Source organism: Photobacterium sp. OFAV2-7, from assembly GCF_022347985.1.
Classification (GTDB): Bacteria; Pseudomonadota; Gammaproteobacteria; order Enterobacterales; family Vibrionaceae; genus Photobacterium.
Map to the genome: position 1 here is coordinate 1 of NZ_JAKRFQ010000015.1, position 25192 is coordinate 25192.

26 protein-coding genes are annotated in these 25192 nt (G+C 51.2%); 11 read left to right on the plus strand and 15 right to left on the minus strand.

The window, feature by feature from the left end:
• Both MHN01_RS02990 and MHN01_RS02995 read left to right on the plus strand, forming a co-directional pair.
• Window positions 1-393, plus strand: a 393-nt coding sequence (locus tag MHN01_RS02990; protein ID WP_304622836.1) for a glutamate ligase domain-containing protein, incomplete at its 5' end; no start/stop codon positions are given.
• Window positions 390-1019, plus strand: a complete 630-nt coding sequence (locus MHN01_RS02995) for a flavin prenyltransferase UbiX (RefSeq protein WP_239409973.1) — start codon at window positions 390-392, stop codon at window positions 1017-1019. The genes MHN01_RS02990 and MHN01_RS02995, both read left to right, overlap by 4 nt.
• 81 nt (window positions 1020-1100) lie before the next feature.
• On the opposite strand, the gene MHN01_RS03000 is transcribed toward MHN01_RS02995, so the two are convergent.
• The 4 genes from MHN01_RS03000 to argR form a co-directional block, all read right to left on the minus strand.
• Window positions 1101-1553, minus strand: a complete 453-nt coding sequence (locus MHN01_RS03000; protein ID WP_239409974.1) for a universal stress protein — start codon at window positions 1551-1553, stop codon at window positions 1101-1103.
• A gap of 79 nt (window positions 1554-1632) precedes the next feature.
• On the minus strand, window positions 1633-4209 hold the full coding sequence (locus tag MHN01_RS03005; protein ID WP_239409975.1) for a TRAP transporter permease: 2577 nt from the start codon (window positions 4207-4209) through the stop codon (window positions 1633-1635).
• Between the two features lie 130 nt (window positions 4210-4339).
• Window positions 4340-5308: a TAXI family TRAP transporter solute-binding subunit gene (locus MHN01_RS03010; RefSeq protein ID WP_239409976.1), complete on the minus strand. Its 969-nt coding sequence runs from the start codon at window positions 5306-5308 to the stop codon at window positions 4340-4342.
• Between the two features lie 291 nt (window positions 5309-5599).
• Window positions 5600-6070 carry a transcriptional regulator ArgR gene (gene argR / locus MHN01_RS03015; protein ID WP_160651812.1) on the minus strand — a complete coding sequence of 157 codons (471 nt, stop codon included), beginning with the start codon at window positions 6068-6070 and terminating at the stop codon, window positions 5600-5602.
• A gap of 377 nt (window positions 6071-6447) precedes the next feature.
• Between argR and mdh the strand changes: the two genes are divergently transcribed.
• The gene (mdh, locus tag MHN01_RS03020) at window positions 6448-7386 is read left to right on the plus strand and encodes a malate dehydrogenase (RefSeq protein ID WP_075763585.1); all 939 of its coding nucleotides are present in this window, start codon (window positions 6448-6450) and stop codon (window positions 7384-7386) included.
• Between the two features lie 83 nt (window positions 7387-7469).
• On the opposite strand, the gene MHN01_RS03025 is transcribed toward mdh, so the two are convergent.
• Both MHN01_RS03025 and ispB read right to left on the minus strand, forming a co-directional pair.
• Window positions 7470-7661 carry a hypothetical protein gene (locus tag MHN01_RS03025; protein ID WP_239409977.1) on the minus strand — a complete coding sequence of 64 codons (192 nt, stop codon included), beginning with the start codon at window positions 7659-7661 and terminating at the stop codon, window positions 7470-7472.
• A gap of 127 nt (window positions 7662-7788) precedes the next feature.
• Complete coding sequence (gene ispB, locus MHN01_RS03030) at window positions 7789-8760, minus strand: octaprenyl diphosphate synthase (protein ID WP_239409978.1); 972 nt, start codon at window positions 8758-8760, stop codon at window positions 7789-7791.
• 456 nt (window positions 8761-9216) lie between these two features.
• Here ispB and rplU point away from each other — a divergent pair, with 456 nt between their 5' ends.
• From rplU to folA, 7 genes are all read left to right on the plus strand, one after another.
• A complete protein-coding gene (rplU, locus tag MHN01_RS03035; protein ID WP_036825723.1) occupies window positions 9217-9528 on the plus strand; it encodes a 50S ribosomal protein L21 in 312 nt (103 codons plus the stop codon).
• Between the two features lie 18 nt (window positions 9529-9546).
• Window positions 9547-9804 carry a 50S ribosomal protein L27 gene (gene rpmA, locus MHN01_RS03040; protein ID WP_007467532.1) on the plus strand — a complete coding sequence of 86 codons (258 nt, stop codon included), beginning with the start codon at window positions 9547-9549 and terminating at the stop codon, window positions 9802-9804.
• A 64-nt stretch (window positions 9805-9868) separates the two neighbouring features.
• Window positions 9869-10795 (plus strand): DMT family transporter, encoded by a 927-nt coding sequence (locus MHN01_RS03045; protein WP_239409979.1) that lies wholly within the window; start codon window positions 9869-9871, stop codon window positions 10793-10795.
• Between the two features lie 88 nt (window positions 10796-10883).
• Complete coding sequence (gene cgtA / locus MHN01_RS03050) at window positions 10884-12065, plus strand: Obg family GTPase CgtA (protein WP_239409980.1); 1182 nt, start codon at window positions 10884-10886, stop codon at window positions 12063-12065.
• 123 nt (window positions 12066-12188) lie between these two features.
• A complete protein-coding gene (locus MHN01_RS03055; protein ID WP_239409981.1) occupies window positions 12189-12992 on the plus strand; it encodes a threonine/serine exporter ThrE family protein in 804 nt (267 codons plus the stop codon).
• The gene (locus MHN01_RS03060) at window positions 12989-13462 is read left to right on the plus strand and encodes a threonine/serine exporter family protein (protein ID WP_075763579.1); all 474 of its coding nucleotides are present in this window, start codon (window positions 12989-12991) and stop codon (window positions 13460-13462) included. Before MHN01_RS03055 ends, MHN01_RS03060 begins: the two co-directional genes overlap by 4 nt.
• 18 nt (window positions 13463-13480) lie before the next feature.
• The gene (gene folA, locus MHN01_RS03065; RefSeq protein WP_239409982.1) at window positions 13481-13963 is read left to right on the plus strand and encodes a type 3 dihydrofolate reductase; all 483 of its coding nucleotides are present in this window, start codon (window positions 13481-13483) and stop codon (window positions 13961-13963) included.
• 53 nt (window positions 13964-14016) lie between these two features.
• On the opposite strand, the gene apaH is transcribed toward folA, so the two are convergent.
• The 6 genes from apaH to lptD form a co-directional block, all read right to left on the minus strand.
• Window positions 14017-14838 carry a bis(5'-nucleosyl)-tetraphosphatase (symmetrical) ApaH gene (gene apaH, locus MHN01_RS03070; protein ID WP_239409983.1) on the minus strand — a complete coding sequence of 274 codons (822 nt, stop codon included), beginning with the start codon at window positions 14836-14838 and terminating at the stop codon, window positions 14017-14019.
• Between the two features lie 8 nt (window positions 14839-14846).
• On the minus strand, window positions 14847-15230 hold the full coding sequence (apaG, locus tag MHN01_RS03075) for a Co2+/Mg2+ efflux protein ApaG (protein ID WP_239409984.1): 384 nt from the start codon (window positions 15228-15230) through the stop codon (window positions 14847-14849).
• A 70-nt stretch (window positions 15231-15300) separates the two neighbouring features.
• Window positions 15301-16119: a 16S rRNA (adenine(1518)-N(6)/adenine(1519)-N(6))-dimethyltransferase RsmA gene (gene rsmA, locus MHN01_RS03080; RefSeq protein WP_239409985.1), complete on the minus strand. Its 819-nt coding sequence runs from the start codon at window positions 16117-16119 to the stop codon at window positions 15301-15303.
• The gene (pdxA, locus tag MHN01_RS03085) at window positions 16116-17108 is read right to left on the minus strand and encodes a 4-hydroxythreonine-4-phosphate dehydrogenase PdxA (RefSeq protein WP_239409986.1); all 993 of its coding nucleotides are present in this window, start codon (window positions 17106-17108) and stop codon (window positions 16116-16118) included. The genes rsmA and pdxA overlap by 4 nt, the downstream gene beginning before the upstream one ends.
• The gene (gene surA / locus MHN01_RS03090; protein ID WP_239409987.1) at window positions 17095-18399 is read right to left on the minus strand and encodes a peptidylprolyl isomerase SurA; all 1305 of its coding nucleotides are present in this window, start codon (window positions 18397-18399) and stop codon (window positions 17095-17097) included. Before surA ends, pdxA begins: the two co-directional genes overlap by 14 nt.
• Window positions 18400-18468: 69 nt before the next feature.
• Window positions 18469-20826, minus strand: a complete 2358-nt coding sequence (gene lptD, locus MHN01_RS03095) for an LPS assembly protein LptD (RefSeq protein WP_239409988.1) — start codon at window positions 20824-20826, stop codon at window positions 18469-18471.
• A gap of 191 nt (window positions 20827-21017) precedes the next feature.
• Here lptD and djlA point away from each other — a divergent pair, with 191 nt between their 5' ends.
• Window positions 21018-21881, plus strand: a complete 864-nt coding sequence (gene djlA / locus MHN01_RS03100) for a co-chaperone DjlA (RefSeq protein ID WP_239409989.1) — start codon at window positions 21018-21020, stop codon at window positions 21879-21881.
• Window positions 21882-21952: 71 nt separating this feature from the next.
• Here djlA and MHN01_RS03105 read toward each other — a convergent pair whose 3' ends face one another.
• The 3 genes from MHN01_RS03105 to rapA form a co-directional block, all read right to left on the minus strand.
• Window positions 21953-22906, minus strand: coding sequence for a D-2-hydroxyacid dehydrogenase (locus MHN01_RS03105; protein ID WP_239409990.1), 954 nt, complete (start codon window positions 22904-22906; stop codon window positions 21953-21955).
• Between the two features lie 83 nt (window positions 22907-22989).
• A complete protein-coding gene (rluA, locus tag MHN01_RS03110; RefSeq protein WP_239409991.1) occupies window positions 22990-23697 on the minus strand; it encodes a bifunctional tRNA pseudouridine(32) synthase/23S rRNA pseudouridine(746) synthase RluA in 708 nt (235 codons plus the stop codon).
• 163 nt (window positions 23698-23860) lie between these two features.
• Window positions 23861-25192 (minus strand): RNA polymerase-associated protein RapA (gene rapA, locus MHN01_RS03115; RefSeq protein WP_239409992.1); only part of this gene is annotated, 1332 nt, incomplete at its 5' end.

Below are 25192 nucleotides of genomic sequence, written 5' to 3' on the forward strand. Positions count from 1 at the left end.
ATCAAGGTATATGATGATTTTGCCCACCACCCGACAGCGGTTGAGCTGACGCTGGGTGGCTTGCGGGCCAAGGTTGGCGGTGAGCGTATTTTGGCTGTCCTGGAGCCACGATCCAATACCATGAAGCTGGGTGTTCACAAACAGGATTTGGCACCGGCACTCCAAGCGGCGGATGAAGTGTATATTTTTCAGCCGGATACTATTCCCTGGTCGGTAGAAGAAATTGCCTCGGCTTGTTCTCAGCCTGCGACTACAGATAGCGATTTGGTTGCGCTGGTGGAGAAAATCACTGAGTCGGCAAAGCCTGGCGATAATATTCTGGTGATGAGCAACGGTGGTTTTGGCGGTATTCATGACAAGCTGCTGGCAGCACTAGCTGAGAAAAGCGAATGAGTAGCAAGATACAAGATAAGCGAATAACCCTTGCCTGGACCGGCGCCTCTGGCGCGCCTTATGGATTGCGTTTGCTGGAATGCCTGTTGGCCGCGGACTATCAGGTATATCTCCTGATTTCATCGGCGGCCCGGGTTGTGCTGGCAACGGAACATGGTCTTAAGTTGCCTTCTGGTCCGGATGCGGCGAAAAAGGCGCTGGTTGAACATCTTGACTGTGATGCCAGCAAGCTGGAAGTGTGTGGTAAAGAAGACTGGTTCTCGCCGGTGGCATCGGGCTCTGCAGCACCGAAACAGATGGTTGTTTGCCCTTGCTCGGCAGGGACACTAGCGTCTGTTGCACATGGCATGTCTGATAATCTGCTCGAGCGCGCCGCTGATGTGGTGCTGAAAGAGCGCGGGCAGTTATTGCTGGTGGTACGGGAAACGCCGTTCTCGACATTGCACCTAGAAAATATGCTGAAGCTGTCGAAGATGGGAGTGACTATCATGCCGGCAGCCCCCGGCTTTTACCATCAGCCTGAAAGCATTGAGGATCTGGTCGATTTTATGGTGGCAAGGACCCTCGATCACCTTGGTGTCGAGCAGGGATTGGTCCCACGCTGGGGATACGATCAGCGGCAGTGAGTGTCGGAATACGTTGATAAAAAAAGCCCGCTTGAGCGGGCTTTTTGAGCGTATTTGAGCACGCCAATAATTCAGACTGGATTAGACGTCTTGCAGATGCGCCTGGGGCTTGATCACCACGACATTGATTGGTGAGTTCTCGACGACTTTGGAAGCGACAGATCCCAACATAACCTTATCAAGGCGCGAGCGTTTATGGCTTGGCAAAATGATCAGGTCGGCCCCCACACGTGCTGCATGATCAAGGATTGTGGTCCAGGTTTTCCCTTCGGAAACATGCTGGTGGTGCACAATTTCATCTGGGATGTGTTCGCTGGCAAAATCTTTCAGTTGGTGCTGGGCATCTTGCATCATTTTACGGGCGGCATCTTTCGGGAAATAGCTCGATACCATCGACATGTGAATACCAGGAAGCACATTGAGCAAGTGAATCGTCGCATTGGATTGTTTGGCCAACCAGACGGCCTGCTCGACGGCTTTGTCGGCAAAACCGTGGTCGTTTAAATCAACGGGCACTAAAATCTGCTTATACATATTATTCTCTTTATTTTCATATAGGGAGAGTGAACTCTCCCTATAGTTTAGACCTGTATTGTCCAGGTCAGTGGCAAGATTATGCGTGTGACAACTGTTTGGCACGGCGGTGCTGGTTCCAGCCAAGGGCTCCCAGCAAGATGAGGGTAGGGACAAATACCCACTCTTTCATCGGCCTCACTGCCGGCAAGCTGACCTGGGTGATCTCCCAGTCAAAATCAATACCGGCGGCTTCAGCCGGGCTACCGAACTCAACCAGATCAACCAGCATCTTTTCGCCTTCCTGACGTAACATCAGGCCTGTTGAGGCAATACGCTCGTCGGCGCTGACGGCATCTTCGTCAAACGGCAGCAGTACATGCTTGCTTACCAGTTTGCCTTCGAGGTTTTCGCCGCTGACTTGTATTTCAATCGGCTGGCCAATGGCCAGCTTGTCGGCAGCATCAACGATAAGCACACCTGGCATTTCATGTTTAGGCGGGTAGACCATATCCCACCAGAACCCCGGCCTGAACAACGAGAAGGTGATCAGAAGCAGGGCGATCACTTCCCACCATTTAGTCTTGGTAAACCACCACCCCTGGGTGGCGGCCGAGAATGTCAGCATGGCGATGACTGCTGAGCTGACAGTCAGGAGCAGATGCCACCAGGTGTCGATATTCATCATCAATAGTTGGGTATTGAAGATAAACATAAATGGCAGGATGGCGGTACGGATGTCGTAGGTAAAGCCCTGGATACCAGTGCGGATTGGATCACTTTTGGCGATCGCCGCGGCAGCAAAGGCTGCCAGACCTACAGGCGGAGTATCGTCGGCCAAGATCCCGAAGTAGAACACAAACAGGTGAACGGCGATCAACGGAATGATCAGGCCACTTTGAGCTCCAAGGGTGACAATCACCGGGGCCATCAGAGTCGAGACGACAATGTAGTTGGCCGTTGTCGGCAGGCCCATACCAAGTACCAGGCTGATCACAGCGGTAAACAGTAGCATCAGCATGATGTTACCGCCGGAGATAAACTCGACAAAGTCGGTCATGACCAGCCCGATCCCAGTAAGGGTAACCACGCCAACAACAATACCGGCAGCCGCAGTGGCCACACCGATACCGATCATGTTGCGAGCACCGGATACCAGGCTTTCAAGCAGGTCATGAACACCTTCCATTGAGGCTTCGCTGACGGTCTTTTCTTTGTTGAATATTGCCAGCAGCGGACGCTGCGTGAGCAGAATAAAGATCATAAAGACCGTCGCCCAGAAGGCGGAAAGACCGGGGGAGAAGCGCTCGACAGTCAAACACCAAACCAGTACGACGATAGGTAGCAGGAAGTAGAGCCCGGACTTGATAGTCGGGCCCGGATCGGGCACTTCGGTGATATCGTCTTCCGGGTTCTCCATCAGGTGGTCTTGGTAGTTCGCTGACACCCTAACCAGAGCAACATAAGCGATGAGGATCACGACGGCAATGATTGGTGTGGCAGCAGCACCAAAGACATCCTTAGTCCAGCCTACGCCGTAATAGACTATCGCACTTAATACGATCAGCCCGAGGATCGTGCCGCTGAATGACAGCAGGTTTTGAGCCAGAGTCGGTTTGTAATGGCGTTTCAGACCTGTCATGCCAGCTTTACAGGCTTCAAGGTGAACGATATACAACAGGGCAATGTAAGAGATAAGTGCAGGCAGCAATGCCGCTTTAATGACCTCTACATAGGAAATTCCGACATATTCAACCATCAGGAAGGCGGCAGCCCCCATGATCGGTGGTGTCAGCTGACCATTGGTGGAGGCGGCGACTTCGACGGCACCGGCCTTGGTGCCAGGAAAGCCGACTTTTTTCATCAACGGAATGGTGAATGTACCGGTGGTGACTACGTTGGCTATCGACGAGCCGGAGACCAGACCGGACAGCCCAGAGGCTACAACGGCGGCTTTTGCCGGACCACCACGCATGTGGCCAAGCAGTGAAAAGGCGACCTTGATGAAATAGGCGCCGGCCCCTGCGCGCTCAAGCATTGCCCCAAACAGGACGAACAGGAAAACGAAAGAGGTTGATACGCCAAGGGCGATACCAAATACCCCTTCGGTTGTCAGCCACAGGTGTGACATTGCCTTGTTCAGGCTGGCACCTTTGTGGGCGATAACGTCTGGCATGTGCGGACCGCCGAAGGTGTACAGCAAAAATACCGCAGCCACAACCATCAACGGTGGACCGAGTGCACGGCGGGTGGCTTCAAGCAATAGCACCATGCCGATAACGGCAATGACAATGTCAAACTGTGTCGGTGCGCCTGAACGGCCGGCTAGCTCGGTATAAAAGATATAGATATAGGCGGCGGAAAAGCTGCCTGCCAGTGCAAGGGCCCAATCAACAATAGGGATACGATCCCGGGGAGAGTGTTTCAGCGCCGGGTAGGCGGTGAAAGCCAGGAAAATGGCAAATGCCAGGTGGATCGAGCGGGCTTCGGTATCATTCAATACACCAAAGTTAAAAATAAACGGAAGCGGTGAGGCATACCACAGCTGGAACAGTGACCAACACAGCGGGACGAACCATAAGATGCGTCCAGCCATTCCAACAGGATTCCTTGCCCCTGTGTCTGCCTGAGCCACCATATCCTGCACATCTGTCGACGCTTCGGTTGTCTTAGTCATGCATAATCCTTCTTCGATGGACTAGGTAAAAAAGTGTTTATTATTATTTTTATAGGTAGGTGAAATAGCATGCGCCGCTTGCGCGGCGCATGAGTGGCAACAAGTGCCTGATAAAGGGAGTCAATATAGGTTACTTCAGGTAACCCGCTTCCTTATAGTAGCGCTCTGCACCTGGATGTAGAGGAATGGATAGACCATCCTTCACCATGTTCTCAGGTTTTAGGTTAGCAAATGCTGGGTGACGGCGTTTGAAGGTATTGAAGTTTTCAAATACCGATTTCACAAGCGCGTAGACAACATCATCAGAAACATCAGTAGAGGAAACCAAAGTTGCCGCAACACCAAAGCTGTTTACGTCGTCGTTGGTGCCCTTGTACATGCCGCCAGGTACTGTGCTCTTGGCGTAGTAAGGGTTGTCGGCAACGACCTTGTCGATAGCTGCGCCAGTAGCCGGAACTAGCTTGGCCTCACAAGAGGTTGTGGCTTCTTTGATTGAACCGTTTGGATGGCCAACCACATAGACGAAGGCATCAATTTTGTTATCGCAAAGTGCCTGGGAGCGCTCGGAGCCTTTGAGTTCGGAGGCTAGTTTGAAATCGGCGTTGGTCCAGCCCATAGCATCCATCACAACACCCATGGTGGCGCGGTCGCCAGAGCCTGGGTTACCGATATTGACGCGCTTGCCTTTCAGATCAGCAACGCCGTTGATGCCAGAGTCGGCACGGGCAATGATGTTGAACGGTTCGGTGTGGATCGAAAATACTGCACGCAGTTTCTTGTAGGCACCTTGATCTTTGAACTTGCTGGTACCGTTGTAGCCGTGGTACTGCCAGTCAGACTGAACAATACCGAAGTCCAGTTCACCGGCACGCATGGTATTGACGTTGTAGATAGAACCGCCTGTGGACTCTACCGAGCAGCGGACATTGTGCTGCTTGCGATCTTTGTTAACAAGCTTACAGATCGCGCCACCAGTTGGGTAGTAAACCCCAGTGACGGAGCCGGTGCCAATAGTGATGAAGTCCTGGGCACTGGCCATGCCGCTAGTCATAACAGCTGCGGCTAAAGCACTGATTTTAACAATTTGTTTTAATGCCATGTTTGTCCCTTCCTAATTGTTGTTATCTCCAGTATGGAAATGTTTTCCATCGGTGGAAAAGGCATATTTGCTCAAGCAAATCAGAACGATGATAGCAAAAGAGACCAGGAAAATTAAAATTATGTTAATGATTGTTTGCCGGATTACTGGAAAAAAAGCACAGAAATGATATTGGGGAAGGAATAATTATTTATATCAATCATGCACTTGCATGAAAAGTATGCAATTTATGAAAGTTTTTCTGAATGTGAGCTCTCTCTCATTTACTGAGAGAGAGGATCGGGAAGATTTTTAGTTACTGTAGTCAAAAAGCTTGCACACCGAACTGAACAATTCTTCGGTAGAAATGGTATTTGTCGGGGTAATGAAAATAGTATCGTCGCCTGCGACTACGCCCAGGATACCTTCTGCCTTACCTAGCGAATCTAATAGGCGGGCAATCACCTGAGCGGCACCTGGCCCGGTGTGAATAACAACCAGCGCACTGTTGTAGTCGATTTCCATCACCAGCTCTTTGAGCGGGCTGCTGGTGGTCGGTACACCCAGTTCCACGGGCAGGCAATAGACCATCTCCATCTTAGCGTTGCGGGTGCGGACAGCACCAAACTTCGTCAGCATGCGAGAGACTTTTGACTGGTTTATATTGTCGAACCCCTGAGCTTTCAAGGCGTCTACAATTTCACCTTGAGAACTGAATTTTTCTTCTTTTAGAATGGCTTTGAATGCTTTGACTAAGCGTTCTTGTTTATCTGAATTTCGCATAAGTAAATTTCATATACAGGGACGAGGTGCCGTATTCTTGCATAACCCTCTGGTTGGTAGCAAACCATGTTCATGGAAACTGGAGTGTTAGTCACCATTCTTGCGGAATAGGATGAATAATTATTTAACTCTGTTCGGTTTCCTCGCCATTTGTCGACTGCAATCCCGAGAAAGAAATGTTATATATATGTAGCACATTTTATTCTTGCTTATGCGTGACATCGCAAAGCTGGTTGGGTTTGATTGTATTTCACTATTTGTTGCTATAACGTCATCAAGACCAATCAAATGAAATCATGGTCTTAGCTGAGTTATGTCTTCATTTGATTGGTTTTAGGTCTGAAAAAAATATACTTCTATCGTAAAGGAGAACGAACATGAAAGTTGCTGTAATTGGCGCTGCTGGCGGTATCGGCCAGGCTCTGGCTCTGCTTCTGAAAAACCGCCTGCCTGCGGGCTCTGATCTGGCGCTCTACGATATTGCGCCGGTAACACCGGGTGTTGCTGCTGATCTGAGTCATATCCCTACACCGGTTTCAATTAAAGGTTATGGTGGTGAAGATCCGACTCCTGCACTGGAAGGTGCTGACGTTGTGTTGATTTCAGCAGGTGTTGCGCGTAAACCAGGTATGGATCGCGCGGATCTGTTTAATGTTAATGCGGGCATCGTTAAGTCTCTGGCTGAAAGAATTGCCGTTGTATGTCCGAATGCCTGTGTAGGTATCATTACGAACCCGGTTAACACTACGGTGGCTATTGCTGCTGAAGTGCTGAAGAAAGCCGGCGTTTATGACAAGCGTAAGCTGTTCGGCGTAACAACCTTGGATGTTATTCGTTCTGAAACCTTTGTGGCAGAGCTAAAAGATATCGATCCGGGCCAGGTACGCGTACCTGTTATCGGCGGCCACTCTGGTGTAACGATTCTTCCTCTGCTTTCACAGGTTGAAGGTGTTGAGTTCACCGAAGAAGAAATTAAGGCTCTGACACCGCGTATTCAGAATGCCGGTACCGAGGTTGTCGAAGCGAAAGCGGGTGGCGGCTCTGCGACATTGTCAATGGGTCAGGCTGCATGCCGTTTCGGTCTTGCCCTGGTTCGTGCGCTTCAGGGTGAAGAGGGTGTTGTCGAATGTGCTTACGTTGAAGGCGAAGGCCAGCATGCTCGCTTCTTCGCTCAGCCTGTGCGTCTGGGTAAGGACGGTGTAGAAGAGGTGATGGATTACGGCAAGCTGAGTGCATTTGAGCAAGATGCGCTGGAAAGCATGCTAGATACCCTTCAGGGTGATATCACCAAAGGCGAAGAGTTTGCTGCGCAGTAAGCTGAGTAAGTGATTTAGATAGTGAAAAAGCGGCCATTGGCCGCTTTTTTATACCTGGTTACCTTTGTCGGTAAATGTGATAGTTAGTAGTAGCTGTCACACCCGGTGTGCAGTTGAGGTTGCTCTTTGATGTCGTCACAGTTTATGTTGATGCGTTTGTGATCACTCATATTCTCGATAATGGCAGTATTATGTTCCTGGTCAACGTCAATCACTTCAGCGACACCCTGTTGGCATTCTACCCACATTCCCGGTTTTAGATCTTTGGCTTGCATAATCAACCTCCACTAGATCACAAGGATCACTGTTAACTATAGAACAAGAAAAGGATCCTCTTTAGGAGCTGGAAGATCAAAAAAGCCTGCGCAGGGCAGGCTTTGGGATCCGGGGTGGGATTGTGGCTTACTTGTTACGTTTGACGGCCAGGTAAGCCAGTGCGATAAGTGCTTCTTTGTGCTCTGAATCAGGAATAGCACCAAGGCAGGCAATCGCTTTTTCTGCTTCTTGTTCGGCACGCTGCTGGGTATATTCCAGTGAACCGACTTCATGCATACAGGCCAGGATCGGCTCAAGCTTGTCAAGGCCGTTGCCTTTCTCAATGGCTTCTCGGATCATTGCGGCCTGCTCGGCATTGCCATGATGCATTGCATGCAATAGCGGAAGGGTTGGTTTGCCCTCGGCCAGGTCATCACCGACATTTTTTCCCATTTCCTCACCGTCGGCATTGTAATCCAATACATCGTCGATAAGCTGGAAGGCCGTACCTAAGAAGCGACCGTAGTCCTGCAAGGCAACTTCGATATGTTCCGGCGCATTGGCAAGAATGGCTGCGACCTGGGTTGCGGCTTCGAATAAGCGAGCAGTTTTTGAGTAGATAACCTGCATATAGTTATCTTCTGTGGTATCCGGATCATTGCAGTTCATCAACTGCTGCACTTCGCCTTCGGCGATTACATTTACGGCTTCGCTCATAATGTCGAGGATCCGCAGGGAGCGCAGGCTGGTCATCATCTGGAATGAGCGAGTATAGATATAGTCGCCCACCAAAACGCTGGCGGCATTGCCGAACATGGCATTGGCTGTTGCTTTGCCACGGCGCATATCTGACTCATCGACAACATCGTCATGAAGTAGTGTTGCAGTATGCGTAAACTCGATAAAAGCTGCGGCAGTCGTGTGTTTGCTACCTTCATAGCCAAGGGCGCGGGCAGCCAAGACGGCCAGCATTGGACGCAGACGTTTTCCGCCGCCACTGACAATGTAAAAACCGAGTTGATTGATTAGGGCCACATCTGAATTCAGCTGTGCCAGTATCTTCGCGTCAACTTCCGCCATATCTTTGGCGGTAAGCGCTTGGATAGCTTTAAAATCCATTGTATATCCAGCAAAATTGTTTGCCGCACCAGGCGGAAAAGTTAAGTATACCAACTGACAATAAACAGACGTCAAGCTGTTGTGGCAGGGTATTTGTAAAGGTTGTCGGCATTATTATACGTGATGCTTATCCGAAAACTGCTACGATGAGCTGTAGCACACTTTACCTCTAAAACTTCCCGCCAAGGCATGAAATCGCTGGCTATTGTTGTCAATTGGCATCAAAAATATTTACCGAATACTACACTAAAACCCCGCTATCTTCATAACCTCGTTTACCTTTAAATCAGGGACTTTTATTACTGGCTAGCTTTTCGCCATTTTTCTTCGCTTAATGGGTTGCCAGAAGCCCCGTTTTCGCGTAACATTCGCGCCCTATTGATGACAAGATTAAGCGCATACCCATAGCCCGAGTTATAAGTGGCTAATGGCCTATGCGGACAAGCGGAGTAAGACATGTACGCTGTTTTCCAAAGTGGTGGTAAACAACACCGTGTAAGCGAAGGCCAGACCCTACGCTTAGAAAAACTAGACGCTGAAACTGGTGCTAGCGTTGAATTTGATTCAGTTCTTCTTGTAGCTAACGGCGAAGAAGTTACTGTTGGTGCACCTTTCGTAGCTGGCGGTAAAGTAACTGCTGAAGTTGTTACTCACGGTCGTGGCGATAAAGTTAAAATCGTTAAGTTCCGTCGTCGTAAGCACTCTCGTAAGCAAGCGGGCCACCGTCAGTGGTTCACTGAAGTCAAAATCACTGGCATCAGCGCTTAATAACAGGAGAATTTAAAGATGGCACACAAAAAAGCTGGCGGTTCTACTCGTAACGGTCGCGATTCAGAAAGCAAACGTCTAGGTGTTAAGCGTTTCGGTGGCGAATCTGTACTAGCAGGTAACATCATCGTTCGTCAACGTGGTACTAAATTCCACGCTGGTAACAACGTAGGCCTAGGTAAAGACCACACTCTATTCGCTCTATCTGACGGTAAAGTGAAGTTCGAAGTTAAAGGTCCTAAGAACCGTAAATTCGTATCTATCGAAGCTGAATAATTCAGTCTCATAACGAATTATAAAGCCCTGCCTACTGGCGGGGCTTTTTGTTATGGAAGGGTTTATGCCAAATCAGAACCCGACGGCAGGTATCCTCCTGGCGCTGACGACAGCGTTTTTCTGGGGAGCATTGCCGATTGCAATGAAACAAGCCGTAGAAGTGATGGAGCCATTCACGATTGTCTGGTATCGCTTTGTAACGGCTTCGCTCGGACTGGGCCTGTGGCTATATTGGCGTAGGCAGTTGCCCCAGGTTCGTGCATTGGGGATAGCCGGATATGGCACCCTGCTGCTGGCGAGTATCGGTCTGGCGGGAAACTTTGTGTTGTTTAACAGCGCACTGGAATACCTTAACCCGCCTGTTGTACAGGTTATTATCCAGCTGGCACCGGTCATTTTGTTGTTGTCCAGTGTGTGGCTGTTTAAAGAGAAACTGGGTGTGCATCAGGTTATTGGTGTGAGTTGCCTGATGTTTGGCTTGCTGCTGTTTTTCAATGAACGGCTTGTCGAGCTGTTTACCAGCTTTACAGGTTATACTCTGGGTGTTGTGCTCGCCGTGCTGGCGGCACTGGTATGGGTCGTTTACGGCCTGGCCCAAAAAGTCATGCTCAGGCAGTTTAGCTCGCCTCAGATCTTATTGATGATCTATTTGATCTGTGCCCTGATGCTGACACCATTGGCAGTACCTGAACAGATCTTGCTGATGGATCAGAGACAGCTGGGCATGTTGATGTTTTGCTGTATAAATACCCTGGTCGGCTATGGCGCGTTTGCGGAAGCAATGGCCCGCTGGCAGGCCTCGCAAGTGAGTGCAGTTATCACCCTGGCTCCCTTGTTTACAATTATTTTTGTCGACCTAGCCAGTTTGGTCTGGCCACAGTACTTTGCTGCCGCCGCCCTGAATGTGATGGGGTATGTTGGCGCTATCGTTGTGGTGAGTGGCGCAATGTTTTGTGCTATTGGCCATAAATTTATCAGGCAGCATAACTAGTCAAGGTCAATTACAATAGGTTAATAGTGCCGGGAAATTGCTGACGGTCCTGGTAGAGAAGTTTTAACGCCACAGCGCGGAGAAAGAGATGAAGTTTGTAGATGAAGCGGCAATTCGAGTCGATGCCGGTGACGGTGGCAACGGTACAGTAAGTTTCCGTCGTGAGAAATACGTACCAAAAGGTGGCCCTGACGGTGGTGACGGCGGCGATGGTGGTGATGTTTATCTGTTGGCAGATGAAAACCTCAATACCCTGATTGATTACCGTTTTGAACGATTCCATGCTGCGCAGCGTGGCGAGAATGGCCGGGGCGGTAACTGTACCGGTAAGCGCGGTGAAGATTGCACATTGTCGGTGCCTGTCGGTACTCGTGCGGTTGACGAAGAGACGGGTGAGGTGATTGCCGATCTGACTCAGCATGGTATGAAGATCATGGTTGCCAAAGGCGGTTTCCATGGTCTGGGCAATACCCGCTTCAAGTCATCGGTAAACCGTGCACCTCGTCAGAAGACGATGGGTACCAAGGGTGAAGTGCGTCATCTTCGCCTGGAGCTGTTACTGTTGGCCGACGTAGGTATGCTGGGTTTGCCGAATGCCGGTAAGTCAACGTTCATTCGCTCTGTATCGGCGGCCAAGCCAAAGGTTGCTGATTATCCGTTTACGACCTTGGTGCCGAGCCTGGGCGTGGTACGTGTCGATAGCGAGCGTAGCTTCGTGGTTGCCGATATTCCTGGTCTGATCGAGGGTGCTGCTGATGGTGCCGGTCTGGGTATTCGCTTCCTTAAGCACCTTGAGCGTTGTCGTGTGCTGTTGCACATGATTGATCTGCTGCCAGCCGATGGTTCTGATCCGATTGAGAACGCGTTTACTATCCTTAACGAGCTGGATCAGTACAGCGAGAAGCTGGCTAACAAGCCGCGTTGGATCGTATTTAACAAGGTTGACCTGCTGCCGGAAGATGAAGCGCAGGAAAAGATCGAGGCGATCCTGGAAGCACTGGCCTGGGAAGGTGATTATTACTGTATTTCGGCACTGAACCGTATGGGTACCAAAGATCTGACCTATGATCTGATGAAGCAGATTGAGTCAATGCCAGTGGAAGTTTTCGAAGAAGACGAAACAGAAACTGAAGAGAAGAAGGTCGAGTTCAAGTGGGACGATTATCACGAGCAGCAGGTGAAGAAAGCCGAAAGCAGTGATGACGATGATGATGACTGGGACGACTGGAACGAAGATGATTATGATGTAGAGATTATCTACAAACCGTAATTAACACCATTGTTAAAAGCCGCTCTTGGGAGCGGCTTTTTTGTGTCTGGTCAACGCAGTAGATTAATAATTGTCTGATAATTGAACTTTTTGGTATTAGAAAACACACTCAGAGGGAAGGAAATGGTAAGTGGGGCGGAGCCGTTGACATCAACGTTAACAGAGCCACAGCAACGGGAAATATCGAGGTTGGCCGTATTGGCAGGCCAGCGGCTGCTTCAGCATGGAGCTGAAAGTACGCTGGTGACGGATGTTACCTGCCGGTTAGGGCTGGCATTGGGTGTTGAAAGCGTCGAGGTGTCATTGTCTGCCAGTTCAATGGTGATCACGACATTGAGCCATGGACGGTGTATTACAACCACTCGCCGTTGTCAGGATCGCGGGATCAATATGCAGGTGGTCACCGAGGTACAGCGGGTCGTGATCATGGCCGAGCGCGGGTTGCTGGATATTCAGGGAGTGCATGATCGCTTGTTAAAGATTCAGGCGCTGCGTTATAACCGTGTGTTGGTTATTTTTATGATTGGTTTATCCTGTGCTTCGTTCAGCCGCCTGGCCGGCGCAGACTGGCCGGTATTCTTTCTCACCTTCTTTGCTTCATCCGTTGGGATGTTTGTCCGTCAGGAGATAGCTCATTGCCACTTTAATCCTCTTGTTAACTTTGGCGTAACCGCCTTCGTGACCACGCTGATCTCTGGCTTCGGCCAGGTTTACCAGATCGGTGAAGCCCCTTTTCTGGCAATGGCTTCTTCTGTATTGATGCTGGTACCGGGTTTCCCGCTGATTAATGCCATCTCTGATATGGTGAAAGGTTATGCCAACATGGGGATAGCGCGCTGGACCATGGCAACCTTGCTGACGCTATCGACAAGTATGGGCATTGTTGCTGCGATGAATGTGCTCGGTGTCTGGGGGTGGCTATCATGATTAATGTCGATTTTTTGCTGGCGCTGCTAAATGATATGTTTTTTGCAATGATCCCGGCGGTCGGCTTTGCACTGGTGTTCAATGTGCCGCAAAAGGCGCTGAAGTATTGTGCTATCGGGGGCGCTTTGGGACATGGAAGCCGGTTTGTTCTGATGCATTGGGGAGTCCCTATCGAGTGGGCGACTTTGGGAGCAGCGACGCTGGTTGGGATGATCGGTGTTCATTGGTCACATCGTTTTCTTGCCCACCCGAAAGTATTCACGGTGGCAGCGATGATCCCTATGGTGCCCGGTGTGTTTGCGTTCAAGGCGATGATTGCGTTGGTTGAAATCAATCACAGAGGCTTTAGTCCCGAGTTGTGGGCGCTGATGCTGGAAAACGTTATCAAGGCTGTATTTATTGTTGCCGCGCTGGCAATTGGGCTGGCAATGCCGGGGTTATTGTTTTATCGTCGCCGTCCTGTGGTTTAGTTTTTGCTGGGGAATGAAATGAAGATCAGTATGATCGCGGCAATGGCCAATGATCGGGTAATTGGCAAGGACAACGCGATGCCTTGGCATTTACCGGCCGATTTTGCCTGGTTTAAGCGCTCGACACTGGGTAAGCCTATCGTCATGGGGCGCAAGACATTCGAGTCGATCGGCAGGCCGCTACCCGGGCGTCAGAACATTGTGATCAGCCGTAACCCGGATTTTTGTGCCGAAGGTGTCACGGTCGTTGGCGATATCGCTGCCGCCAAGCTGGCTGCTGGTGAGGTCGATGAGCTGATGATCATCGGTGGCGGCAGTATTTACAGTGCCTGCCTGCCTGATGCCGAGCGCTTGTACCTGACATTCATCGATTTTGATGTCGAGGGGGATACATGTTTTCCCGAGTGGGGCGAGGGTTGGCAGGAAGTGCACAGTGAGACGTATTACGCCGATGAGAAAAATGCCCACGATATGCGTTTTGTTATTCTCGAACGCAGATAATCATATTAATAACTAAAAAGGCCTGGTGATTACCAGGCCTTTTCATATGTCGTTTATTCAGCGTGAACCGGACAGGGTTTGACGAACCTGGCTCCGTCTTCCCAGCGCATCAGTGTCATGCTGTTACCCCAGACACAGCCGGTATCCAGTCCGATGACATGCTGATCTTCATGTCCCATGAGCGCTGCCCAGTGGCCGAAGATGACTTTCTTTTCGAGTGGTTGCGCTCTTGACAGCTCAAACCAGGGCTTGAGTGGTTCGGTGCCAGGGTGCTCCGGCGAGAGCTTGCAATCCATATCGAGTCTGCCGTCCGGATAGCAAAAACGCATCCGGGTAAAAGCATTGATCGTGTAGCGATACTGTTCGATCCCGCTAAGATCCGGTGTCCAATAATCGGGACCGTTACCGTACATGTTTCTCAGCAGCCATAGGTAGTCATCGCTTCGCAGGCAGGCCTCGACCTCTCTGGCCTGCTGGCGGGCAATCGCCAGATCCCACTGGGGAGAAATACCAGCATGGGCCATGATAAAAGGGTGTTGTGGGTGCTCGGCAAGCAAGGGTTGCCGGCGCAGCCACTCGAGGAGCTCGTCGCGGTCCGGTGCATCGAGGATCGGTTGGACTTTATCCTTGTTCTTTACCTTGGCTAGACCATTGGCAGCGGCAAGCAGGTGAAGATCATGGTTGCCGAGGACGGTGGTTGCACTGTCTCCCAGTTTTTTGACAAAGCGTAGTGTTTCCAGTGATTTTGGGCCTCGGGCGACGAGATCGCCTGACAGCCATAATTCATCCTGTTGCGGGTCAAACTCGGCTTGTTCAAGCAGATCGCAGAGATCGTCAAGACAGCCTTGAATATCACCGACAAGATAGGTCGACATAGGGAGCCTCAGTGAAGAAGGTTGGGAATAGAGAGTCGAAATGGCGATATTTCGGCCTTGAACTCGTCTCCCTGTTCATTGACCATGACGTAGTGACCTTGCATGACCCCGAGCGGGGTTTCGATAATAGTACCGCTGGTATAGGTATATTCTTCATTGGCCGCAATTTTCGGCTGCTCACCAACCACGCCTTCACCGTCAATAACCAGTTTTTTGCCATTGGCGTCCGTGATCAGCCAGTGGCGATTGAGCAGCTGTGCCTCACCATTACCCAAGTTTCGGATAGTAATGGTATATGAGAACACATAGCGCTGGTTTTCGGGTTCTGATTGATCTTCGATGTAGTGGGTTACTACTCTGCACTTGATTGTGGGGATAGCCTTCGTCGTCAATGTCTTGCTTCCTTTCGTAGGCAGTTCGCCAGGGCCTGGTATCGCAGCCAAGCCCTGAGGATCTAATCAATTATTTTGATGGGGTGTGATTGGCATCCAGCCAGTTAGCCATCGCAACAAACTGCTCCAAGGTGAGATTTTCAGGACGCATACCCGGATTAATGCCCAACTCTTCCAGCTGCTCGGCTGTCATCAGTGCCTTGTAACAGTTGCGGATGGTTTTGCGACGCTGGTTGAAACCTTCACGGCAAACACGATCCAGCCATTTAAGGTTAGTACATGGATGCGGCAGTGTTTCATATGGTGTCAGGCGAACTACCGCTGAATCTACTTTTGGTGCAGGCTTGAATGACTCAGGCGGCACTTCCAGTACAGGCATAACACGGCAGTAGTATTGAGTCATCACAGTTAGACGACCGTACGCCTTGCTGCCCGGACCGGCTGCCAGACGGTTAACCACTTCTTTTTGTAGCATGAAGTGCATGTCTTCAACGTGCTGGTGGAATGACAGCAGGTGGAAGATCAGTGGTGTCGAGATGTTGTACGGCAGGTTACCGAAAATACGTAGCTTATTGTTTTCCTTGATCAGCTGCGTGAAATCGAAACGCATAGCATCGCCTTCGTGGATAGTTAGCTTGTCTGCAAGATCCGGGTGATTACGAAGACGTTCTGCCAAGTCGCGGTCAAGCTCGATCACAGAGAACTTATCAACCAGTTTACCTACTGGCTCTGTGATGGCCCCCAGACCTGGACCGATCTCAATCAGGTTCTGGCCTGGCCTTGGGTTGATAGCCGATACAATGCCATCAATGATGTATGGGTCGTTCAAAAAGTTCTGGCCAAAGCGCTTTCGCGCGCGGTGCCCTAGATGGACCTGATCGCTGCTCATGTTTGTTTTTCTACCAATTCAAGGGCGTGCGATAGCGCTGTCCAAAGGCTACCGGTGTCCGCCTGTCCGGTACCTGCAAGTTCCAGTGCGGTACCATGATCTACTGAGGTTCTGATAAAGGGCAGGCCTAACGTAATGTTGACTGACTTGCCAAAGCCTTTGAATTTAAGCACTGGCAGCCCCTGATCGTGATACATGGCCAATACTGTATCAGCATCGGCCAGATATTTTTCCTGGAAGATAGTATCTGCCGGCAAGGGGCCGACAAGATCCATACCTTCCTGTTGGCGAAGTTGCTCGAGAGCTGGCGAGATCACGTCTATCTCTTCCGTTCCCAAACAGCCATCTTCGCCTGCATGCGGATTGAGTCCGCAGACATAAATTTTAGGTTGTTCTATGCCGAATTTGCTGACCAAGTCGGCGTGCAGAATGCGAATGACCTGCTGCAGCCGAGCCTCTGTGACAGCCTTGGACACATAAGCCAGTGGGATATGAGTCGTCACAAGCGCCACTCGGAGCCCTTCGGTTGCCAGCATCATGACGACCTGAGCCGTGTCCGAGCGCTGGGCAAAAAATTCGGTATGACCGCTGAAGGCAACCCCGGCACGGTTGATGACCCCTTTATGCACAGGGCCGGTCACGACCGCAGAAAATTCGCCGTTCATACAGCCATCGGCTGCCTGGCCTAGTGTCTCAAGGACATAGTGGCCATTAAGCTCATTCAGCTCACCGGCCATGACTGGTGCCTTTAGCTCATGATTGGCGATAACCAGGGTCCCGGCCTTGTGAGGCTGGGCCGGTTGTGCCGGATCATAGTCAACAACAGTCAGCGGCAATCCCAACTGGGCTGCACGTTCTACCATAAGCTGGGCGTTAGCACAAATAACCAGTTCGTGGGGCCAGTCATGCTGGGCGAGGGCAAGGACCAGATCGGGACCAATTCCCGCAGGCTCACCCGGAGTTATTGCTATACGTTTAACCTTGGTCATTAGCGTCTTCCGGTTGTTCGATATAGGCACCGGCACGAAGTTCTTGCAACCAGGCCTGAGCTTCTTCGTTGAATTTACGGCTGAAGAGAATGCGGTAAGCACGATTCTTAACAGCAGCATCAGTACGATCGACATCACGGCGTTCAATGACTTCTACAATGTGCCAACCGTGAACGGTTTTGAACGGTTCGCTGATCATGCCTGCTGGTAGCGTTTCTACCTTATCTTTGAATTCAGGTACATAAATATCAGGTGTTTGCCAGCCCAGCTCACCGCCATTTGCTGCTGAGCCCGGATCGGCGCTGAGTGCCTGTGCCGCATCAGCAAAGCTTTGCTCCCCGGCAAGGATAGCGCGGCGCGCTTTTTCTAACTGGCGCTGGGCCCCTTCGTCGCTCATGATCACAGATGTTTTCACCAGAATATGGCGTGCATTCACCTCGGTAACGGAAATGGTTTCCAGCCCCTGAACGTCGTTGATTTTCAGAATGTGGTAACCCACACCGCTGCGGAACGGACCGATAATGGCGCCTTTTCCGCCGGATTTGATTTGATCGGCAAAGATGGTTGGCATCTCTTCCTTGCGCATCCAGCCCCATTCACCACCCTGCAGGGCTTTTGGCCCTTTGGAATAGCTATAGGCAAGATTAGCAAAGTCTGCACCACTGTTGAGTTCTTTAACTAGTTGATTGGCCTGTGACAAGGCTTCGTTTTTCTCGGCGGCACTGGCATCTTCGCTTACACGTAGCTGAATATGGCTGATGTTAAAGCTGACGCCTTGTTGGGTCTGCTTTTCGAGCTGCTCTGCCAGGGTGTCGACTTCTTGCGGCAAGATATTAATCCGTCGGCGGACTTGAATGGTTCTCGCCTCGCTGGCGGTAATATCACGTCGCATCTGCTCGCGGAATACGGCAAAGCTAATCCCATTGTCGGCAAGCATTTGCTGTAGTTGGGCTACGGTCATATTGCGCTCGGCAGCGATCTGGTTGATAGCCTGATCAAGACGGGTATCATCAATTCGGATCCCGAACTGTTCAGCCTGCTGGAGCTGAAGCGTCTCGATGATCAGTTTTTCCATGACCTGCTCAGACAGAATATCGCTCGACGGCAGAGGCTGATTTTGACGGGCTGCATTCATCTGGACGGTTTTGAGCATTGCATCAACGTCACTTTGCAGGATCACACTGTCATTGACGATAGTCACAACCTTGTCAAGTTCTTGCGGGGCAGCAATGCTGCCGGCAGCCAGGCTCCATAAGGTAAGGCCTAGCAGTGAAGACTTCCACTTTTTCATACATCTTTCCATTATGCGCTACGGCGCGTTAAATCGGATCACATCGTGGCCGGATGCCGCGACGCCTGGTTAGTTGTTGAGATAGAACGGTCTACCGTACGCAATCGCGTTACCACTGGCAGATGTAGATCCTACTGCAGGGGCTCCGGCAAGACCCAGCAGGCTGAACGAGATACTGAAGTTTTGCTCATATTCGGCCGGATCGGTATTTACGTTGCTTCGGGACATCAGATATTCGTTATAGCCGAGACTGATCATCCAGCAGGCTGAGCGGTAGTTCAGGGTAATCTGGCCTTCCAGCATCTGGTTCTCTGTCAAATCATGGTAGTAGTCACCACGCAGGCTCAGGCCGCCGTATACCGGGAAGCCTGCCGAGAAGCCAAGCTGCGAAATCCCATCTTCGGTGTAGTTATCTATCTGGTCATTATCAGGTAGGCTCTGCTTGATATAGTCTTTTGAGACATAACGGTAGTTTAGTTGGCTAAAGAGAGCATTTTCACGATACTCCATAGCAGCATTGGCTAGCTGCATCTCTTGCTTGCTGGCATCATACTGAAGCCCGCCATGGAAGAAGAGCCAGTCGTCATAGTTAAAATCAGACTCGAAGGCTGTTGCCGAGTAGTTTGGTGTCGATTCGCTGTCTTCGGTTAGGTTGCGGCCGGCATCGTTGAGGTAGAAAATCTGACCGAACGACAGGTTGAAACGCTCGACGAAATCTTCGTCAAAGAAACGGGTGCTTGCCCCGACGGTAAACTGGTTGGCAGCGGCAATACGATCAACACTGGAGTAACGTTTGTCACGAAACAGGCCGTAGTAGTCTGTCTGAAGCAGCGTTGTATCATAGCTGCCGAAGATATCCTGTTGCTCGACATCTTTGACAAACAGATACTGCACCTGAGGTTCAAGGCTTTGGGTGTAGCTTTCGCCCCATAGCAGAGCATCGCGTTCTAGGTATAGGCCACTGTGGATCCGTATGCTCGGTACCGAACGTGTTGCCGTTTCTTCGAGTGTTTCCAAGCCGTCGATACTGCTGTCAAAATCCTGATTATAGTAGGTATACATCAGCTTGGCCTCGGAGGTGATAGACCACCAAGGGGTTGAGTATGGCAATGTCAGTGTTGGCTCAAGGTGTACACGATCGGCTGACGGTTTATCTGCAGCATCGTTTTCGAACCGGCTGATATGGCTATGCAGGTTGAAGTCCAGCCCATAGGCCATATCCGGGCGATAGTAGTTAAATTCCAATTGAGGCATCAGGCGGTAATTAGAAGATACCCCTAGTGTCAGAGGCTGGAAGTCGCGCACTCGCAATGTTGAGTCCCAGTATAGGTCACGGTAGGAGACTTCGCCTTTTTGCAATAGGTTGTTGTCTTCACGCTCGCCGATACTGGAGTCGATATCAGAGAAGTAGGTGACATCGCTGACCTTGCTGTAGTCGACATCAAACAGCCAGTGCCGTTTATAGGTACCTCCGTGCGACCAGTTAAAAGCCCAACGAGCATCCTTGTCTGCGGCATTTTTATCATCACCGAGATATTCGCCACTTAAGCTGCCACTGCCAGCTTCGGTCAGGTAACGAAACTCTGAATTAAGCTGCAGGCCCCGGTTACTCATGTATTTCGGGGTAATGGTCATGTCGTAGTTGGGGGCGATGTTCCAGTAAAACGGCGTTTCCAGCTCAAAACCATCGCGAGAGCCGTAGCTCAGTGACGGATAGAGGAAACCGGTCAAACGTTCGTCACCTACGGGTACACGCAGGTATGGCATATAAAATACCGGAACGTCTGCAACTTCAAAGCGGGCATTATATAAATCGGCAAACGGGGAGTCGCTTTCACGTTCGATGCTGGTCGCCGAGAACTGCCAACTCTTGTCGCCCGGCGGACAGGTGGTGTAAGTGCCATTTTTCAGTCGGTAGTAGGAGATACCGTTTTTGGTGATTCGCTCGGCCTCGCCACGCCCTGCTTCACAGGTCATGTTGTACACCGCGTTATCCATTTCAGAGTCTTCGGTGTCCAGGTTACTTTGAATACGGTCGGAATAGACTTCTACCGTGCCGTCATGGAAGTAGACGTTGCCTTCAGCCGTGACGATATTTTCTGGCTGGTGCAAAGTTGCGGTATCGGCAGCGACGGTACGGTTGCCTTGCTGCAGGACGACATCACCCGAGTAGGTGAGCTTCTGGTTCGGCTTGGCTTCTGCTTGGTCGGCTGAGACCGTGATGGGCTCGTTGTTGACATCCTCTGGCATATCCTGAGGCGCAATACAGACCCCTCTAACCATTTCCAGTTCGCTCTTTGTGCCATTGACAGCCGCAGACTCATCATTGACATCTTCGCTTGGGGCGGGGTTTTCGTAAGCCATTGCGGGACCATAAAGCGCAAGGCTGATCATGGTGGCCAATAAGCTGCGGGAGGTTAATGACATCTAATTAAACTTTCCTGTATTCAAGTTTCAGCGCATATCAGAAACGAATCGGTGGCGCTTTTTACAAGCTTTCCCGATAAATGACAGCTATCATAATGCAAATTCTGTCCGACGGCATCTTTTCGCGTTATTGTGTCGGGGATATATCAGAAAAAATTTTCTAAATTTAGCAAATTACCAGAGAGTAGAGAATGCAGGTTTGGGGTAAGATTTTAGGCGCATTTTTTGGTTTCCTTCTTGGTGGGCCGTTCGGTTTGTTGTTAGGCCTCTTTTTGGGCCATAAGTTCGATAAAGCCAGATCAAAAATTTACACTCGTGGCGGATTTGGCGGATTTGGCGGATTTGGCGGGTTTGGTAGCAGCCAGGCAGGCAGTGCCGAACGCCAGGCGGAATTTTTTCATGCCGGGGTTGCCGTTATGGGCCATATGGCCAAGGCCAAGGGCCGGGTTACCGAAGACGAAATTCGGGTTGCCAGTGCAATTATGGACCGTATGAGCCTGCATGGCGAATCTCGCCGGCAGGCCCAAAACGCCTTTCGCGAAGGCAAGGAGGAAGACTTCCCGCTGGAGGAAACCCTGGCAAAAGTGAGGATGAGCTGTGCTGGCAGGGCTGATCTTCTGCAGTTTTTTCTTGAGTTGCAAATTCAGGCAGCATTTGCCGATGGCAGTCTGCATTCGAGCGAGCGTCAACTGCTGTATGTGATTGCCCGTAGTCTTGGCTTCTCTGAGCGTCAGCTTGAACAGCGTTTGCATATGCAGGAAGCGGCTTTTCGTTTTCAGCAGGGGGGATTCAACCAGCAATATCAGCAACAGGGAACGTTCCGACAGGCACCCACCAAGGATCAGCTTGCCGATGCCTATGAACTGCTAGGAGTCTCTGAGTCAGCCTCGGCGCAGGAGCTAAAGCGGGCATACCGTAAGCAAATGAACGAACACCATCCTGACAAGCTGGCCGCCAAAGGGTTGCCGCCGGAAATGATGGAGCTGGCTAAGGAAAAAACCCAGCAGTTGCAGGCCGCCTATGATCTGATCCGCAAAGAGAAAGGGTTAAAGTAAGAATATTGGAACCCCCTCTCCCTTGAAAAGGGAGGGGTGATTTTGAGCCCATACAGGAAGCTGTGTGTTTCTTAAACCACATTCTGTGGTTTCCCTTCAACGAACCGGTTTAGGTTATCGATCAGCTGATTCGCAAGAGCCTGAATGGCTGAATCAGAACCCCAGGCAACATGGGGTGTTAGTAGCAGATTTGGCAAATGGGCGTGGGTAACAAGCGGGTTACTGTCATCGGCTGGCTCTTCGGTAAAGACATCGACACCGGCACCGCCAATTTCTCCTTGCTGAAGCGCATCGACCAGCGCCTGCTCGTCAACGAGGCCGCCACGTCCGGTGTTGATTAACAAACTGGAAGGTTTCATTTGCCCCAGTTCTTGCCGGCCTATCAGGTTGGTTGTCTCTGCCGTCAAAGGGCAGTGCAGCGTCAGGATATCTGCCTGTTCCACAACGTCTGAAAACGGGGTGTAGCCCTCACGGCATTTCTGCTGATTTTTACGTTCCGCAAACAGTACTTTCATTCCTAGCGCTTGTGCCAGCTTTGCGACTGCCTGTCCCAAGCTGCCGCTGCCGATGATCCCCAGTGTCGAGCCATTGATATCCCCGATTGGGTGGGTAAAAAAGCAAAACTGTTTTTTCTGTTGCCAAACACCTGCCTGGATATCCTGATGGTAGCCCATCAGGTTCCGCCGCAGGGCAAACATCATGGCAATGACATGCTCAGGTACCGAGTCGCTGGCGTAGCCGCGGATATTGCTGACGGTAATGCCGTGCTGGTGGCAGTAGTCCAGATCGACATTATTGGTACCGGTGGCCGCAATAGCGACCATTTTCAGGCGAGGAAGCTGGCTCAGTATCTCGGCATCAAGCACGACTTTATTGCTGACGGCAATGGTTGCCTGTTGTAGGCGCTCAAGGAGCTGCTGCGGTGCGGTTGTCGGGAACTCGTGCCATTCGTGGGTGAAATTAGGCTGAGGCAGCAGGATATGGGCGGGAACGGTGTCCCGATCGAGAAAGACAACTTTTTCCATAGGCTTGGCAACGGTTCCAAAGTTGGTGTGATTTGGGTATCAACCAGTTAACACCAACTTTGGGGCAAACCTCAACCCGGAGGTTAATTTTCTTTATCAGGGAGAGTCTTGCACGGTGCATCCGGATAGAAATCGCAGGGTGCGAACAGGTGCATCGGTTGCTCTGTGGTGGGCTGAACAAAGGTCAGTTCGGCGGCATGGAGCTGTAGTCTCGGGGCGGCTTCCCGGGCGTCATCATGGGCGTAGAAGCGATCACCAAGGATAGGGTGGCCCAGCGCCAGCATATGGACTCTGAGCTGGTGAGAGCGGCCGGTAACAGGGCGCATGCGCACCAGGGTTGCGTTGTCTTCGCGGGCGATGACCTGATAGTGGGTGACCGAAGGCTTACCATCGTCGAAACAGACCTTTTGCTTTGGGCGGTTTGGCCAGTCGCAGATCAACGGCAGGTCAACCGTGCCGCTGTCTTGCTCAACATGGCCCCAGACTCTGGCATAGTAAACTTTATCTGTCATGCGCTCGCGAAACTGCTTTTGCAGGTGGCGTTCGGCATCTTTGTTGATGGCAAGCAAGATCAAGCCAGATGTGGCCATATCCAGGCGATGAACAAGGTGCGCTTCGGAATATTCCTGAAGTACCCGGCTGTACACGCTGTCGTGGTGGATAGGATCACGGCCAGGGTTTGAAAGCAATCCGGACGGTTTATTGATGGCAACAATATCGTTGTCGAGATGCAGAACATCCAGCCACGGTTCAACGGGCGGATTATAGTCCAGCAAAGGCAATGGTTTCATGGTTCGCTCGGGCTGACTGATTTCGAAGCGGGGGATAATAGCACGCAGGCAAGCCTCGAGAGTATGGAAAAAGGCGGAAAAAGAAAACCGCCTGGCTGCGATGGGCTGCCAGGCGGTTAGTTCGTTAGAGTTGCTTCACTATGATTGTTGACCTTGGCGGGTATTAGCCGTGGCTGACAACAATCAGACGCAGCGAGTCCAGTTGAACCTGGGCTTTGGCAATATAGCCTGTCAGCTCCTGGATCTGGGATTCAATGAGTTCCAGCTCGTCATCACGGATGTTCGGGTTGACGGCTTTCAGCGCCTGGAGGCGATCGAGCTCGGCACGCAGGTTAGCTTCCATATCGGCTTGGGCTGTATCGCGCACGGTGACTAGCTCTTTGGCAACAGCCTGTTCGGCATGTTCGATCAGGACATGAATATCTTTCTGTACCGAGTTAACCAATTTGCTGGCCAGGTGACGGTTCACCGGGCTCAGCTGGCGGTTAAAGCCTTCGAACTCCACGTTCGCCGATAGGTTGTTGCCTTTGGCATCAAGCAGAATACGGATTGGCGTCTGCGGCAGGAAGCGGCCGATGCCGGACTGTTTCGGTGCCTGCGCATCCACTACGTAGACCAACTCAAGCAGCAGGGTACCGGCAGGAAGTGCCTTGTTCTTCAGTAGGGAAACGGCTGTTGTGCCCACACCTTCTGAAAGCAATAAATCGATACCGCCCTGAATCATCGGGTGTTCCCAACTGATAAAGTGCAGATCTTCGCGAGATAGCGCGGTTTCTCGCTCAAAGGTGATGGTACAGCCGTCATAAGGCAGGCCCGGGTAGCTGGCAACCATCATGTGCTCTGACGGTGTGACGACAATGGCATTTTCACCTTTGTCATCCTGGTTCAGGCCGATGGTATCAAACAGGCCTAGGGCGAAGGTGACCAGATTGGTATCCCCGTCCTTGGCTGCGATTTGGCGAACCAGCTCGTTTGCCTTCTCGCCACCGTTGGAGTGAATTTCCAGCAGGCGGTCACGGCCTTGCTCAAGCTTGCCTTTCAGTTCGCGATGCATTGTCGCACTGCGCTCAATCAGCTGTTCTAACGCTTCGCCGTCATGGGTATCACTGGCCAGCAGGGCAATAAGCTCGCTACTGAATGCATCGTAGATGGCGCGGCCTGTCGGGCAGGTTTCCTCGAAGGCATTGAGGCCTTCGTTATACCAGTGCGCCAGCAGGGCCTGTGAGGTTCCCTGCAGGTGAGGAACATGAATTTCGATATCGCGCTTCTGACCAATGCGGTCCAGACGGCCGATACGCTGTTCTAGCAGATCCGGGTTGTTCGGAAGATCGAACATTACCAACTGGTTGGCAAACTGGAAGTTACGGCCTTCCGAGCCAATTTCCGAGCAAAGCAGCACCTGGGCGCCGGCCTCGTCCTGGGCAAAGTAAGCGGCCGCCTTATCACGTTCGATGATCGACATGCCTTCATGGAAGACGGTTGCCCGGATCCCTTC

Bases quoted from the DNA above. Each gene is read 5' to 3' on its own strand.
- MHN01_RS02995 (WP_239409973.1), top strand. From the start codon at position 390: ATGAGTAGCAAGATACAAGATAAGCGAATAACCCTTGCCTGGACCGGC.
- MHN01_RS03000 (WP_239409974.1), bottom strand. From the start codon at position 1,553: ATGTATAAGCAGATTTTAGTGCCCGTTGATTTAAACGACCACGGTTTT.
- MHN01_RS03005 (WP_239409975.1), bottom strand. From the start codon at position 4,209: ATGACTAAGACAACCGAAGCGTCGACAGATGTGCAGGATATGGTGGCT.
- MHN01_RS03010 (WP_239409976.1), bottom strand. From the start codon at position 5,308: ATGGCATTAAAACAAATTGTTAAAATCAGTGCTTTAGCCGCAGCTGTT.
- argR (WP_160651812.1), bottom strand. From the start codon at position 6,070: ATGCGAAATTCAGATAAACAAGAACGCTTAGTCAAAGCATTCAAAGCC.
- mdh (WP_075763585.1), top strand. From the start codon at position 6,448: ATGAAAGTTGCTGTAATTGGCGCTGCTGGCGGTATCGGCCAGGCTCTG.
- MHN01_RS03025 (WP_239409977.1), bottom strand. From the start codon at position 7,661: ATGCAAGCCAAAGATCTAAAACCGGGAATGTGGGTAGAATGCCAACAG.
- ispB (WP_239409978.1), bottom strand. From the start codon at position 8,760: ATGGATTTTAAAGCTATCCAAGCGCTTACCGCCAAAGATATGGCGGAA.
- rplU (WP_036825723.1), top strand. From the start codon at position 9,217: ATGTACGCTGTTTTCCAAAGTGGTGGTAAACAACACCGTGTAAGCGAA.
- rpmA (WP_007467532.1), top strand. From the start codon at position 9,547: ATGGCACACAAAAAAGCTGGCGGTTCTACTCGTAACGGTCGCGATTCA.
- MHN01_RS03045 (WP_239409979.1), top strand. From the start codon at position 9,869: ATGCCAAATCAGAACCCGACGGCAGGTATCCTCCTGGCGCTGACGACA.
- cgtA (WP_239409980.1), top strand. From the start codon at position 10,884: ATGAAGTTTGTAGATGAAGCGGCAATTCGAGTCGATGCCGGTGACGGT.
- MHN01_RS03055 (WP_239409981.1), top strand. From the start codon at position 12,189: ATGGTAAGTGGGGCGGAGCCGTTGACATCAACGTTAACAGAGCCACAG.
- MHN01_RS03060 (WP_075763579.1), top strand. From the start codon at position 12,989: ATGATTAATGTCGATTTTTTGCTGGCGCTGCTAAATGATATGTTTTTT.
- folA (WP_239409982.1), top strand. From the start codon at position 13,481: ATGAAGATCAGTATGATCGCGGCAATGGCCAATGATCGGGTAATTGGC.
- apaH (WP_239409983.1), bottom strand. From the start codon at position 14,838: ATGTCGACCTATCTTGTCGGTGATATTCAAGGCTGTCTTGACGATCTC.
- rsmA (WP_239409985.1), bottom strand. From the start codon at position 16,119: ATGAGCAGCGATCAGGTCCATCTAGGGCACCGCGCGCGAAAGCGCTTT.
- pdxA (WP_239409986.1), bottom strand. From the start codon at position 17,108: ATGACCAAGGTTAAACGTATAGCAATAACTCCGGGTGAGCCTGCGGGA.
- surA (WP_239409987.1), bottom strand. From the start codon at position 18,399: ATGAAAAAGTGGAAGTCTTCACTGCTAGGCCTTACCTTATGGAGCCTG.
- lptD (WP_239409988.1), bottom strand. From the start codon at position 20,826: ATGTCATTAACCTCCCGCAGCTTATTGGCCACCATGATCAGCCTTGCG.
- djlA (WP_239409989.1), top strand. From the start codon at position 21,018: ATGCAGGTTTGGGGTAAGATTTTAGGCGCATTTTTTGGTTTCCTTCTT.
- MHN01_RS03105 (WP_239409990.1), bottom strand. From the start codon at position 22,906: ATGGAAAAAGTTGTCTTTCTCGATCGGGACACCGTTCCCGCCCATATC.
- rluA (WP_239409991.1), bottom strand. From the start codon at position 23,697: ATGAAACCATTGCCTTTGCTGGACTATAATCCGCCCGTTGAACCGTGG.